The sequence below is a fragment of the Pseudomonas sp. GM21 genome, assembly GCF_000282215.1.
Lineage (GTDB): Bacteria > Pseudomonadota > Gammaproteobacteria > Pseudomonadales > Pseudomonadaceae > Aquipseudomonas.
This window is the reverse complement of sequence record NZ_AKJS01000092.1, coordinates 16,802-30,221: the sequence shown is the minus strand read 5'-3', so window position 1 is coordinate 30,221 and position 13,420 is coordinate 16,802. Positions and strand designations below refer to the sequence as shown.

10 protein-coding genes are annotated in these 13,420 nt (G+C 59.1%); all 10 read right to left on the bottom strand.

Translation table 11 applies throughout. The features are described from left to right. Positions 1–17: 17 nt before the first annotated feature. The 10 genes from eprS to PMI22_RS14175 all read right to left on the bottom strand — a co-directional run bounded on the left by eprS (position 18) and on the right by PMI22_RS14175 (position 13,379). On the bottom strand, positions 18–2,978 hold the full coding sequence (eprS, locus tag PMI22_RS14130) for an autotransporter serine peptidase EprS (RefSeq protein ID WP_007946084.1): 2,961 nt from the start codon (positions 2,976–2,978) through the stop codon (positions 18–20). A gap of 198 nt (positions 2,979–3,176) precedes the next feature. After that, on the bottom strand, positions 3,177–4,538 hold the full coding sequence (locus PMI22_RS14135; RefSeq protein WP_007946083.1) for a TolC family outer membrane protein: 1,362 nt from the start codon (positions 4,536–4,538) through the stop codon (positions 3,177–3,179). 2 nt (positions 4,539–4,540) lie between these two features. Continuing rightward, positions 4,541–5,854 carry an HlyD family type I secretion periplasmic adaptor subunit gene (locus PMI22_RS14140; RefSeq protein WP_007946082.1) on the bottom strand — a complete coding sequence of 438 codons (1,314 nt, stop codon included), beginning with the start codon at positions 5,852–5,854 and terminating at the stop codon, positions 4,541–4,543. Next, a complete protein-coding gene (locus PMI22_RS14145; RefSeq protein ID WP_007946081.1) occupies positions 5,851–7,626 on the bottom strand; it encodes a type I secretion system permease/ATPase in 1,776 nt (591 codons plus the stop codon). The genes PMI22_RS14140 and PMI22_RS14145 overlap by 4 nt, the downstream gene beginning before the upstream one ends. A 152-nt stretch (positions 7,627–7,778) precedes the next feature. Beyond that, positions 7,779–8,192 carry an AprI/Inh family metalloprotease inhibitor gene (locus PMI22_RS14150; protein WP_007946080.1) on the bottom strand — a complete coding sequence of 138 codons (414 nt, stop codon included), beginning with the start codon at positions 8,190–8,192 and terminating at the stop codon, positions 7,779–7,781. Positions 8,193–8,253: 61 nt separating this feature from the next. After that, positions 8,254–9,711 carry a serralysin family metalloprotease gene (locus PMI22_RS14155; protein WP_007946079.1) on the bottom strand — a complete coding sequence of 486 codons (1,458 nt, stop codon included), beginning with the start codon at positions 9,709–9,711 and terminating at the stop codon, positions 8,254–8,256. A 402-nt stretch (positions 9,712–10,113) separates the two neighbouring features. Next, positions 10,114–10,365 carry a hypothetical protein gene (locus PMI22_RS14160; protein WP_007946078.1) on the bottom strand — a complete coding sequence of 84 codons (252 nt, stop codon included), beginning with the start codon at positions 10,363–10,365 and terminating at the stop codon, positions 10,114–10,116. A gap of 102 nt (positions 10,366–10,467) precedes the next feature. Further along, positions 10,468–11,553 carry a polyamine ABC transporter substrate-binding protein gene (locus PMI22_RS14165; protein ID WP_007946076.1) on the bottom strand — a complete coding sequence of 362 codons (1,086 nt, stop codon included), beginning with the start codon at positions 11,551–11,553 and terminating at the stop codon, positions 10,468–10,470. Positions 11,554–11,600: 47 nt separating this feature from the next. Beyond that, a complete protein-coding gene (locus PMI22_RS14170; RefSeq protein ID WP_007946075.1) occupies positions 11,601–11,942 on the bottom strand; it encodes a cupin domain-containing protein in 342 nt (113 codons plus the stop codon). Positions 11,943–11,972: 30 nt separating this feature from the next. Further along, positions 11,973–13,379, bottom strand: coding sequence for an NAD(P)/FAD-dependent oxidoreductase (locus tag PMI22_RS14175; RefSeq protein WP_007946074.1), 1,407 nt, complete (start codon positions 13,377–13,379; stop codon positions 11,973–11,975). Positions 13,380–13,420 lie beyond the last annotated feature (41 nt).

Here is a 13,420-nt window from a genome sequence, read left to right as displayed (position 1 = left end):
GCTGCTACAGGGTTGCGTTAAAACTGCCAATTGAGGCTGAGCCCTACTCCGTGGATGTTCTCGCGGTTGGCCAGTTGCCCGGTGTAATCGAGGTTCAAGCGCATGTCCCGGCTCAGAGCCAGGCTGGCATGGGCGCCGACCAGTGCCGCATCACGCACCATGGGTGAGCTTTGCACCAAAAACGGCGTGCTACCGCTGGCGAATGCCAGGTGTTCCTCGGAATCGGTATTGCTCAGGTTGTGTTGCCAACCCAGGCTCGCGCTCAGGTCCAGCTGCTGTGCGGACAGGTTCACCGTTTTCAGCGCGCGCGCACCCAAGGTGCTGAGCACCGCGTCGCGCGTGTCACCGCTGCTTTTCAGTGCGGCCGCATCACCTTTCTCGGCGAAACCTTCAGTGTCGAGGTGCACGTAGGCCAGATTGGCAAAAGGCTCCAGAACCAAGGGTTGCAGGTCCAGTCGATACGCCGCTTCGCCGAACACCTGGGTGGTTGCGGCATCGATTTTGGTTTTCTGTCTGGCGCTGACTTCGCCGTATTGCAGGTCACGCCTGACGTCGGCGCGATGCCAGCTGTAGGCACCGCCAGCGCTCAGGCGCCAGGCACCCGACTCGCGGCCGGCGTAAGCGCCAAGGAGATAACTGTCGACCTGGGCCGATGAATGCGTGCCCGAACCCATGCTCACCGAGCTGTCGCTGTAACCGGTAACCAGTCCGATGCGGGTTTGCTCATCCAGCGCCCCATCGACACCGGCGAGCAAGCCGCCAATCGACGTCGTATAACCGGCGGTGTCATTGCGGTCATCAGTCTTGCCCCAGGCACCCAGCGCCTTGATCCAGCCATTGCCTTGAGTGCCTTTGGCCTCCACCAGGCGTTCACCCACGGCATCACGCACGTAACGACTGTCATTGATCAGCACCGAAGCCAGCGCCGGGTAGATTTCACCGGACAACTGCTGGAACGCCTGTTGTGCCGAACGGGCGGACGGCGACAGCAACAGGCTTTCGTAGACTGAATCCCCCACCCCCAGCCCTTCAATGGCAGTGGCAACGGCGCGTTGATTGGGCGTTTGCCCGACGCTGGCAAAAGACGTGTCGTTGCGTTCGACACTCAGTTGAACACCGCTCGCGGCGTAATCGAGGCTACCGCCGATAAACAGATAGTTGGGCAACACCGCGCCGAACTGGCCTTGAACACCGCCCGCCGCTAGCAGGATGGTGTATTGGTGCCCGAGCAGGCTTTGCACTTCAGTGGCGCTGAGCAAGGTTGGGCTGTTCTCCAGCGACAGTGTCACCGTCGCACCGCTGAGCGTGGCTGTACCGCCGGCCACAATGCGATCACTGCGGGTGGGTGAGAGTTCGACCGCGTAAGTCGAACCGGGCGCGAACGTCACGTCACCCGTGACCTGCAAGCTGCCAATTGAATTGCCGGGCGCCACCGTTGCGCCGTGATGGGCGGTCAATGCACCGATTCGCCCCGAACCACCGAGCGTACCGCCGTCATTGACGGTCACACGGGAGGTCAGTGAGCCGTTGACCGCGAGTAAGCCGCCGTTGACCGTGGTCGGTCCGCGATAGGTATTGTCGCCGGTCAGCATCAGTCGCCCGTCGCCGGTCTTGATCAGACTGCCTTCGTAAACGCGGCTGGCGGCAGCGGCATCGCGCGTCATGCCGACCGCGTAATCCGTCTGATCCTGCTGACTGGCGCCCACCGGAACGCCGTTTTCCCAGCCTTTGTTTTTCAGCGTCTGCTGCCAGGCACTGTGTTCGGCGAGGTCTTCTGTTTGACGTTGAATCAAGGCCTTGTCGGTGATGCCATTGCTCCAGACATCGCTCTGCCCTGCCCCCAGATTGGCATCGAAACGCCCAAGCAACTGCCCCGGCCCTCGCATCGCTCGATCAAGATTGGCCACGCCCCAGCCCACTCGAGAGTTTGGTGCATCGGTGATCGAACCATCGAGTTGAGTGGCCGTGGTCAACAGCGTTTCAAGTGCCTGTTGGTTGCTCATGTACGGGTAACGTTCCATCACCAGCGCCAGTGCGCCGGTCGCATGGGGCGCCGCCATCGAGGTGCCGGATTTGATCGCGTAGCCGCCATCGGGAATGGTGCTGTCGATCTTCGCGCCGGGCGTGGTGATGCACCAATACTTGGCGAGCCCGCACTGGTTGTATTTCTGCTGATTGCCTTGATCCAGCCCCGACACCGCCAACCAATGGCCCTCCAGATCCGGCTGAAAATACGGCAACGCCGAGCGCACGCTGGCGTTCGGATAGCCGCTATTGCCGGCGCTGAACACGTTGATCACGCCACGCCGCGAAACATCGGCGGCAGCATCGAGCCAGGTGCCTTTGTTCCAGTGTTGGGCGTAGGCCGCGTGCAAGTCGGCCAGGGTGCGGTAACTGACGTCCGGCGGCTGGCTGCCCCAACTGTTGTTGATCGCTCGCACACCGGCATCGGCCAAGGCGTTGTAGACCGCTTTGAAATAGTGCGGATCGGGATTGGGACCGAACAGGAAACTGTCGTTCTTGTTGGTGTTGCCGACAAGGAGCTGGGCGTTATACGCCACGCCGTGCATGCCGATGCCATCGCGAGAGGCACCGATGGTGCCGGCGACGTGGGTGCCGTGGGAATCGTTGTTGGGGTTGAGCGTGCCGTCGACATTGAACACCGTACCGTCGACATAGCTGCCGCTGGCGGTCACCGTGTGGTAACGATCGCTGGCAAATTCTGGATGGGTGGCATCGAAACCGGAATCCAGTTCGCCGACTTTCACGCCTTTGCCGGTGATACCGGCGGCATACGCCTGATCCGCCTGCATGCGGACCAGGCCCCAGTCACGCTGGAACTCGGCGCTGCGCCAACTGGCGGCATCGCCGGGTTTACCGGCTTCCAGGTAGGCAGCCTGTACGGCGTGAGGCATTGCTGACACCAGCAACAAGAGTGTGCCGACCGAGATCGGGTTGTTGGAGACTTCCTTGTGCATGACGACTCGCTTTTTTGGCTTTTTTAGAATTCTGGTTTCCCGTTGGGAGCCCCACCGCATCTCCCAGTAGCAGCTGGCGCAGCCTGCGTCCGGCTGCGAAGCAGTCGTAAAACCTGACAACGCGGTTTATCAGATAGACCGGACGGCGACTGCTGCGCAGCCGGACGCAGCCTTCGGCAGCTGCTACCGATCAACTCATCAAGTCCTCCGACCTTGGCCAAATGCCTCGTCGACCCTGGCCAGATCCTGTTCATTCAACGTTCCGGCGTAGTAGTGCAACCGGGTCCAGGCCATCAAGTAGTCGTAGCGTGCCTGTGCCAGATCGCGGCGGGTGGTAAATAGTTGTTGTACGGCGTTCAGCGCATCCAGGTTGACGCGCTCGCCGCCCAAGATGCTTTGCCGGGTCGACACCACCAGCGCTTCGGCAGCCGTCAGGGCCTTTTGGTAGGCGCGCAGCTTGCTCACACCCGACAGGCAGGCGCTGAACTGTCGGCGCAGCTCGATCAGGGTTTCGCGGGTCTGGCCATCCAGTTCGTACTCGGCCTGTTCCATGGTGCGGCTGGCCTGGCGAGTGGACGCCGACACCCCGCCGCCGGCATACAGCGGCACGTTGACTTCGATGCCAATGGTGTTGGTGTCGTAACGCTGGTTATAGGTATTGCCGCTTTCCGATTCGTTCTGGCGCACCGAAGCAAAGGCACTGACTTTCGGCAGATGCCCGGCGCGGTTGCGTTCGACTTCGTAACGCGCCACTTCCACCGCCTGGCGCTGGGAGGCCAGGTTCGGGTTGTTGGCCACGGCCATTTCGTGCCAGGTGTCGTAGTTGGCCGGTTGCAGACTGAACGTCTGGAAGTGCGGCGCCAGCGGCGCCAGGTCGGTGATGTCGATCACCGGCACACCAATCAACGCACCGAGTTCGCGCAAGGACGCGTCTTGCTCGTTGCGCGCCTCGATTTCTTCGGCGGTGGCCAGTTCGTAACGGGACTCGGCCTCAAGAATATCGGTGCGCGTGCCTTCGCCCTGGTGAAACAGCTGCTCGTTCTGCTGGAACTGCTGTTCGTAGGCTTTCTTCCTGGCCAACGCAATGTCGATCTGATCCTGAGCAAACAACGCCTTGGTGTAGTGCTCCAACACACGCACCAGCAATTGCTGGCTCTTGCCGCGAAACGCTTCATCGGCAAACAACGACTGGGCCACGCCTTTGCGGTACGCCGCATAGGCTTCGTAATCGATCAAAGGCTGTTGCAGGGTCAAGGTCGAACCGTAACTGTTGTAATGGCGGTCATCCGTCTGATTCTGCCGGTGCTCATTGAGGTAGGTGGCCTTGGACGAGTTGCGGCCCTTGTTGTAGTTGTACCCCACCCTTGGCAGCAAGCCAGCCCGGCCGATGATGCGGTTTTCAAGACCAGCCTCACGTTCCTTGAGCGCGCCCAGGAACACCGGGTCATTGCGCAACGCTTGCTCGTAAATATCGAACGGCCCCATGGCCATCACGCTGTTGCACGTCAGCAACGTCAGGGTCGCTACGAGCCTGGAAAGCTTATTCATACAACCGGACATCCTTATTCCTCGGTCAACGCGGAGCCGGCCCGGTCGAGCAGCGGTTTGAACAGATAATTGAGGAGTGAACGTTCACCCGTACGCACGAACATTTCCGCCGGCATACCCGGTTTGATCACCAGGCCATTGAGCTTTTCCATGGCCTGGTCGCTGACGCTGCTGCGCAGCACGTAGTACGGCGCGCCGGTTTTTTCGTCGACCATCTGGTCGGCAGAGATCAGGCTGACTGCGCCGGGCACTCGCGGCGTGCGGCTCTGGTTAAACGCGGTGAACAGGATGTCCACGGGCAAATGGGTGCCGACCTTGTCGACCAGATTGATCGGCAAGTGCCCTTCCACTTCCAGGCGGGTGCCCTGCGGCACAATTTCCAGCAAGGTGTCGCCCTGGCGCACCACCGCGCCTTCGGTGTGCACCCCCAGGTTGACCGCGATGCCGTCGGCGGTGGCGATGATCTCGCTGTGTTGCAGGTTGAACCCGGCGGAAGTCAGTTGCTCTTTGAGGGTCACGCTCTTGAGTTGCGCGTCGGCCAGTTGGGTGCGGACCTCTTTCTGATACTCCTCGATGTGTTGTTGCAGCTTGAGTTTCGCTTCGAGGATGCCCTGCTCCACCCGGCCGCTTTCGCCGGTGTTCTCGGCCAGTTGCTGTTGCACCTGCGACAGTTGACGCTGGTATTCCATCAACCGGTTGCGCGGGATGTAGCCGTTATCCGCCAAGGGCTGAAGATTGCCCAGTTGTTGTTGCAGCGAGTTGGCCTGGGCCATCAGGTCGGTACGTGCGCGACGCATGCCCGCCAATTGCGCGGCGGCGCCTTCCATGTTGGCGCGCAACCCGCCCTGCTCGCGGAAGTAGGCTTCGCGGCGACTGCTGAACAATTGCTGTTGGCCTTCGAGCACCAGCGCCAGCCGCGGGTCGGCATCCTTGCTCAGCTCGATCGGGAAATTCACTTGCTTGAGGTTGTCCCGTTCGCTTTCCCAGCGCGCGACGCTGGCCCAGGCCATGTTGTACTGCGCCTGCAATGAATCGACGTCAGCCGCGACCTGAGTCTGGTCAAGTTGGAACAGCGGCTGGCCCAGCTTCACCACTTGCCCTTCACGCACCAGAATCCGGCTGACCACGCCGGGGCTCATCGATTGCACGGCTTTGCGCTTGCCCGATACCACGACCGTGCCTTGCACCGGTATGCCTTGATCGAGCGGTGCGAGGCTGGCCCAAGTGAAAAAGCTCCCGGCGCCAACAAGCGCCAGCATCCAGCCCATGCGGGCGAAGAAACGCGCATCACGCTCGTGTTCCAGCCTGGCTTCGTTGCACTGATTCATACGCCCGAACTCCTTGTCGAGGGCTGATACTGTCGGCTCATGCTCAGTCCGCCGGGTGCCTGCGGCGGTTTTTCCCGCAGGTGTTCCTGGGCGCCGGACAGTGCTTTCAATACCTCCTGGCTCGGGCCGAACGCCTGCAAGCGCCCGTCGTTCAGCACCAGCAATTTGTCGGCCTGAGCCAACGCCGAAGAACGGTGGGTGACCAGAATCACGCTGGTGCCTTGGGCCTTCATGTGCGCGATGGCACTGGCCAACGCGGCTTCGCCCACGGTGTCTAGATTGGAGTTCGGTTCATCCAGCACCACCAGACGCGGGCGGCCATACAGGGCGCGAGCCAATGCCACACGTTGCTTCTGGCCGCCGGACAAACCGCTGCCATCTTCACCCAGCACCGTGTCGTAGCCTTGCGGCAGGCGCAGGATCAGTTCGTGGACGCCGGCCTGTTGCGCGGCTTCAACGACTTTTTGCGGATCGGTTGCGCGAAAGCGGGCGATGTTTTCGGCAATGCTGCCGCTGAACAATTCGATGTCTTGCGGCAGATAGCCGATGTAGGGGCCGAGGTCATCGCGGTTCCAGCGATGAACGTCCGCGCCGTCGAGTCGAACCGTGCCGCCGAGGGTGGGCCACACGCCGACCAGCACCCGGGCCAGGGTCGATTTGCCTGAGCCGGAAGCGCCCAGCACGCCCAACACTTCCCCTGCGCCAAGGTTGAAGTTGACCAGGTGCAGCGTCGCCGTACGCTGCCCCGGCGGCGCGGCGCTGACCTGTTCGAAAGTGATCTGCCCTTTCGGCGCTGGCAGCGCCATGGCCTCGTCACTCGGTGGAAAGGCTTGCAGCAATGCATCCAGACGACGGTAGGCCAGCTTGGCGCCGCTCCACTGTTTCCAGACGGCAATCAATTGATCGATGGGGCTCAGGACGCGGCCCATCAGGATCGAACCGGCGATCATCATTCCGGCGGTCATGTCGCCCTTGATCACCAGCAACGCACCCAGTCCCAGGACCAGCGATTGCAGGCACAGGCGCAAGGTTTTGCTCAGGGAACTGATGACCGCGCCGGTGTCGCTGGCCTGGTTCTGCAAGCCGAGAAAGCGTGAATGCACGTCAAACCAGCGCTTGCGCAGCGCGCCCAGCATGCCCATCGCTTGAATGGATTCGGCGTTATGCAAGTGACTGGTAGCCAATTGGCTGGACTGCTGGGAAAAACCGGCGGCTTCGCCCAAGGGCTTTTTGGTCAATGCTTCGTTAAGGCATGCGAGGCCAATCAACACCAGCGCACCCACGGTCGCGAACACCCCGAGCCATACGTTGAACAGGTAGATCACCAACAGGTAAACCGGAAACCACGGTGCATCGAAGAAGGCAAACAGCGCCGGGCCGGTGACGAACTGGCGGATGTGCGTCAGATCCCCCAGCGATTGGCCTGCGTTGCCCTCACCCTTGAACAGGTTGCGCTCGAATGCGGCTTGATAAACTTTCAGGTTGAAGCGTCGTTCCAGTTGGCTGCCGATGCGGATGACGATGAAGCTGCGCACCACTTCCAGTAATCCGATAAAGGCGAAGAACCCGACCACCATGAGCGACAACATGGCTAAGGTCGTTTCGTTCTGCGAAGACAGCACGCGATCATAAACTTGCAGCATATAAATCGACGGGACCAGCATCAGCACGTTAATTAATGCGGTAAAACAACCGACGCTGATCAGGATGCTCTTGTAGTCGCCCAATGCTTTGTATAACGGTGCACTGACCGGGCTCTTTGACATCTTCATGGGCTCTTCCTGAGGTGTTATTCCTCGTCATACGTGACGAAGTTTCCATTCGCCGTACTCGCAGGCACGGATGTGCGTTGTGCGCACTAGCGCTTACAAACAAACTACAACTTAATTTCGTTATGGTTCTATAACGAAACGCTCATTTTTTATTAATTCGCCTGACGCACAAGTTTTATGACCAGCGTAGATTTCAAGTTTGCTCTATAGGAACCATCACGCTGGCAACTGAAAAACAGAATCTTCGAGCCTTCGTTGCCGGTGATCGCAATGCCGTCCGGCTCGGTAAACCAGCCGATGGCTTTTTCGCCTGCAAGCCATGCACTTAAACAGTCGGCGCCCTCACCCAGTGTTTGCTGGAGCTGCAATTCGATGACACAGACGTTGGAAGGCTTGTCCTGCATTGTCTGAGTCTCTGGCGCGTCGTCCCGGGTGCTCAGGGTGGCCTGCCATTTACCGGCCAGTTCCGAGGGGTCTGCTAATTTCAGGCTGCTCGCCATGGCTGCTTCTCCAGAAAAAATCATGAACATCGCCAAGAGCCATGCGGCAAAGGCATTAGTGGCCATCTTTGTTTTACTCCAGCCACAGAGGGCAGCGCATCGGCGCCACCCTCCTTATCGCCTTACATCAGGCTGCGATGTCCGAGAACGCAGCCTGGCCGACGGTGCTGACCAGGAAATCAGCCACGCCGTGCCCGGAGAAGTCCACCGACAACAGGCTGTTACCGCCCGAAGTGGTCAATACGGCATCACCTGACGCACCGGTGAACGAGCTCACGAAATGCAGGCCTGCGCCTTGGGTGATACCGGTCAGGTCGATCTTGTCCAGGCCGCTGACAAAATCGAGGATCTGATCCGCGACACCCGGTTTGGAGTCACTGCTGGCGGCGAACACAAAGGTGTCCGAACCGGCACCGCCCCACAGCTTGTCCGCACCGCCTGCGCCGTAGAGGATGTCGTTGCCGGCACCGCCCTTCAGTACGTTGGCGACGGCATTGCCGATTAGCAGGTCGTTGCCCGAACCGCCGATCGCGTTTTCGATGATTGCACCCTTGGCAATGGAAACGTTGCCCACCAGGCCGCCAACGTCGGAGAACGAGGCTTCATTGAGGTTGATTTTCTGGTTTTGGGTGAAACCGGAGAAATCCAGAGTATCTTTGCCGCCTGCATCCCACACCGAAAACACGACCTTGTCCGACGTTGACGAAGCGCTCAGGAAGTCGCGACCGGCGTTGGAGTTGAAGCCGTACGTGGTGTCACCGGTACGGATGGTGGTATTGGCTCCGTAGAGCTTCTGGATGGCTGCAATGTCGTCCATCAGCGGGCCGGACGAATACGCTTCGACACCGCCCTTGCTGAAGTTCTGGCTGGTATTGCTTTCACTCCAGTAGCTCATGACGCTGTAACCGCGGGTATCCTGCCCGTAGGTGGCGTCATTGTAAGTCGGCGCGCCCTCACCGGCGTTGTAGTCGCCAGGGTGGGCCAGGCCCAACGAGTGACCGATTTCGTGGGTCAGTGTTTGACGTCCGTAATTGTTCAAGTCCGGCGTCTTGTTGGGTGTGTAGCTGCTGTTGGTCAGATACCAGGAAGTACCGTCATACCCCCGGCCCGTGCCGGGCAGATAAGCAAATGCCGCAGCGCCGTCCTGGCCACCGCTGTAGTTGCCGAAGGTCATGTGACCGTCACCACCCGTAGACTTATTGGTGAAGGTAACGTTGGCTACATCAGCCCAGGATTGCATGGCGAGTACCGCCTGGGCTTTTTGCTGCGTGCTGAACTGACTGAAGCCGGTAATCCCGTGCTTGTTCATGGTGCTCGATGACGCCGAGGTCAGGAACGTGTAGGTCAGTTCGATTTTGCCGCTGCCGTCCTTGTCCTGGTAGGCAGCACCGTCGCGCAGCAATTGGGTCGCTGCCTGGTCGACGGAGTATGAAGGTTTGCCATTGACCGTGAGATTGCCACCGCGGTCATACTGATGGCTGAAACTGTCGATCTGACTAAACGCAGAACTCGGCGCAGCCAATGCTTGCAAGGGGGTTATGGCCTGTTCGGCCAGATCAATAGCATTGTTCTTTACTTTCGACATAAACACACTTCCTTGTTTGGCTATGGAACAGTTTTTGTCAGATAGCGACGATCTCTGGCGAGATCGTCCTATCACTCGCCCAATGAAAGGAGAAATAAAACTGACACAAGTTGAAATCAAACGTCTAGTGTTTTTTTTACGTCAAACTGTGCGAATCCAGCAAGCGCCCGTCATTGACGCCTGTGCTGTCGAAAGTTTGTTTAGCTTTTATGAATTTGCGCAAATTGTATGACGATTAGTCATTTAAATATTAAATACAACAAGATTGTTTTTTGTCTAGTGTGTCTCATTTTGTTGGACTGATTAATAGAAGCGCCAGTGTATTGATATCAACGAAGCATAAGCAAAAATAGCAGTAGCGGGGAAGCGTGGCTTCCCCGGCGCTGTGTGGCAAATCATCCGCTAAGCTGCAATTCCAGAGAAAATTGTCTCGTTGCCATCGAGCACCCTCAACAGCTGGAGAATATCGTTAAACGCGCCCCCCATTCCGATGTCTTCGGGCGTCGTCTTGTTGTCCAGGGTTCGACGAAGGCTCAGTAATACATTCAATCGCCCGAAAGCGATGTCATCGGATGTGGTGCCTTTCGCCATGAAGTTCCCGGCTGCGCCGTCAATTTCATCTTCGATCATCTTTCTGAATGCTGACTTTTTCATAGAGCTCTCTCCTGCAGGCTCCATGCCTGCGGGTTTAACTCTATGATTTGCTTCGGCGAGCATCTACTGTCAGAAATTACAGGTAGGGGCCAATAGGGGTGACTAACTCCCCGTCCGAATCTTGTTCCACACCCGCGTACGAACCCGGTCAATATTTAGCGGCATCGCCTCCAGTGCGAACAGCTTACCCATCATCTCGGGGCTCGGATAAACCTTGGTGTCGTTCTTGATTGTCGGGTCGATCAGACTGTCGGCCTGTTCGTTACCGTTGGCGTAGTGCACATGGTTGCTGACACTGGCCATGACGTCCGGGCGCAACAGGTAGTTCATGAAGGCGTAGCCGGCCTTCTCGTCCGGGGCATCGGTGGGCATGGCGACCATGTCGAACCAGATGGCGGCGCCTTCCTTGGGAATGGCGTAACCGATGTCGATGCCGTTGTTGGCTTCCTTGGCGCGATTCTCGGCTTGCAGGATGTCACCGGAGAAGCCGACCGCCACGCAGATGTCGCCGTTGGCCAGGTCGCTGGTGTACTTGGACGAATGGAAATAGCTGACGTAAGGCCGGACTTTAAGTAGTAGCGCTTCGGCCTTTTTATAGTCTTCCGGGTTTTTACTGTGAGGCGGCAGGCCCAGGTAGTTCAGGGCTGCGGGCAAGATTTCCGGGCCGTTGTCGAGGATGGCAACGCCGCATTTTTTCAGCTTTTCCATGTTCTCGGGTTTGAAGATCAGATCCCAGGAATCCACCGGCGCGTTGTCGCCCAGCACGGCCTTGACCTTGGCGACGTTGTAGCCAATACCCGTGCTGCCCCACAGGTACGGAAAACCATGCTCGTTGCCCGGATCGTTGGTCTGCAACGCCGTGAGCAGCACCGGGTTGAGGTTCTTCCAGTTCGGCAGCTGATTCTTGTCAAGTTTCTTCAGTGCGCCCCCTTCAATCTGTCGCGCCATGAAATGGTTGGATGGGAACACGACGTCGTACCCGGATTTGCCGGTCATCAACTTGCCGTCGAGGGTTTCGTTGCTGTCGTAGACGTCGTAGGTAAAGGCGATGCCGGTTTCTTTCTGGAAATTTTTCGTGGTGTCCGGGGCGATGTAGTCGGACCAGTTGTAGATTTTGACCGTCTCGGCCGCCTGGCCAAGGGTCGCGACGAGTGCAAGTGGCGCCAGTGTCAGTGTCTTTCGGATCATGGGTCGATTCCTGTAGGGGCTTTTGTTATTGGCAGGCAATCAGAAGATCAAAAAATCAAAACGTAGGTTTTGCGCACGGTTTCCTGGATATCCCAGATGCCGAGACTGTTGGCTGGCAACATCAGTGCATCGCCAGCTTCTATGTAGAGGGGTTCACCGCCGTCCGGGGTGAAGGTGCAACGGCCCTGGATGAAGTGACAAAACTCCTGAGCCACGATTTGCCGGCGCCAACGTCCGGGGGTGCATTCCCAGACACCGGTTTCGACACTATCGTCGCGCTCGACGCTGGTGGTCGAAGCCACTGCCACGGGTAATCCCAGTGGCACAGCAACCGGGTTGGATTCTTCGAGTTTAAGGCTGGCGGTGTTCTTGAATTGCGTGATGCTCATGGGCGTACCTGTCGATGGAGAAAGCGCTGTTTATTGCATGAAACCTTCCATGAACCCCGCGACCCCGCTGGCCAGCTTGCGGCGCCAGGGTGCGGTAGCCGGGTTGGCCAGGGTCTGGTCCTCGTGGACGAAGCTGCGGATGATCGCGTTGTAACCGAGCCAGCGGCAGGGCTCCGGCTCCCAGGCCTTGAGTGTGTCAAGCCCGCCCTGCGGCGTGACCCACGGCTGGCGCACCAACTCGGTATCGCGTTCAAGAATCAGGTCAGCGAGGGTTCTGCCGCCCAGGTTGCTGGCACCGACGCCTTCGCCGCCATAACCGCCAGACAAGGCGATGCCGCTGGCGCGATCGCAGAGCATGTGCGGTTTGAAGCGCCGCGACATGCCAAGATTGCCGCCCCAGGCGTGAGTGATTTGCACATTCTTCAGTTGCGGGAAGAGCTCGCCGAACAGATAGCGTCGTAACTCCACTTCGCCGGCCGTCAGGTCGAAGTCATGGCGTAACTTGCCGGCAAACTGGTAACCACCCCGCGCCCCGAACACCAGCCGGTTGTCGGCAGTGCGTTGGCCGTAAGTCACCTGGCGGCTGCTCTCGCTGAAGGCCTGGCCGCGACTCAGACCGATTTCGTCCCAGGTCGCCGCGGACAGTGGCTCGGTGGCGACGATCAGGCTTTGCACCGGCATTTGATAACGCCCCAGCGGCGGCAGAGTCGTCGCGTAACCTTCTACGGCCGGGACAATCCAACGACTGCGAACCGCCGCCTTGGCGGTGTGCAAGCTCCCCGACTGCCACTGCATGACCGCGCTGTTTTCATAGATTCTGACCCCCATGCTCTCCACTGCCCGTGCTAAACCACGCACCAACTTTGCCGGGTGGATGGTCGCAACGTGCGGTGCATAGATACCGCCATAAGGCTTCGCAACTCTGATCTGTTGCGCCAATTGCTCGGGGCTGAGCCAGCGGTAATCACTTTCGGTCAGGCCCTGGCGGTAGAGGTCATCCAGATAGCGGCGCAGGCTGGCTTCCTGCTCGGGGTAGCGTGCGGCACAGTAAAGCACCCCGCCTTTGCGGAAATCGCAGGCGATGCCTTCACGCTCCAGCACGACTTCTACTTCATCAGGAATGCTGTGCAGCAAGTCGAATGAGGCGCGGCGTTGGTCCTCAGACAAGCCGGCGAGCAAACGGTCTTCACCCAACAGGTTGCCCATCAACCAGCCGCCATTACGGCCCGACGCGCCGAAACCGGCGGTTTGCGCTTCGACAATGGCGATGTCCAGTCCCGGCGCCAGACGCTTGAGGTAATACGCGGTCCAGAGCCCGGTATACCCCGCGCCAATGATGGCCACGTCGACGTCGAGATCGTGCTCCAGTGCCGGTCGGGCCAACAGCGGCTCGTCGAGTTGATCCATCCACAAACTGATAGTGCGCCACGCCGACATGCAAGACTCCGCCACTCAAACTACGATGACGTCGATCCTAG

Coding starts and splice junctions, on each gene's coding strand:
- eprS (WP_007946084.1), bottom strand. CDS start 2,978: ATGCACAAGGAAGTCTCCAACAACCCGATCTCGGTCGGCACACTCTTG.
- PMI22_RS14135 (WP_007946083.1), bottom strand. CDS start 4,538: ATGTCCGGTTGTATGAATAAGCTTTCCAGGCTCGTAGCGACCCTGACG.
- PMI22_RS14140 (WP_007946082.1), bottom strand. CDS start 5,854: ATGAATCAGTGCAACGAAGCCAGGCTGGAACACGAGCGTGATGCGCGT.
- PMI22_RS14145 (WP_007946081.1), bottom strand. CDS start 7,626: ATGAAGATGTCAAAGAGCCCGGTCAGTGCACCGTTATACAAAGCATTG.
- PMI22_RS14150 (WP_007946080.1), bottom strand. CDS start 8,192: ATGGCCACTAATGCCTTTGCCGCATGGCTCTTGGCGATGTTCATGATT.
- PMI22_RS14155 (WP_007946079.1), bottom strand. CDS start 9,711: ATGTCGAAAGTAAAGAACAATGCTATTGATCTGGCCGAACAGGCCATA.
- PMI22_RS14160 (WP_007946078.1), bottom strand. CDS start 10,365: ATGAAAAAGTCAGCATTCAGAAAGATGATCGAAGATGAAATTGACGGC.
- PMI22_RS14165 (WP_007946076.1), bottom strand. CDS start 11,553: ATGATCCGAAAGACACTGACACTGGCGCCACTTGCACTCGTCGCGACC.
- PMI22_RS14170 (WP_007946075.1), bottom strand. CDS start 11,942: ATGAGCATCACGCAATTCAAGAACACCGCCAGCCTTAAACTCGAAGAA.
- PMI22_RS14175 (WP_007946074.1), bottom strand. CDS start 13,379: ATGTCGGCGTGGCGCACTATCAGTTTGTGGATGGATCAACTCGACGAG.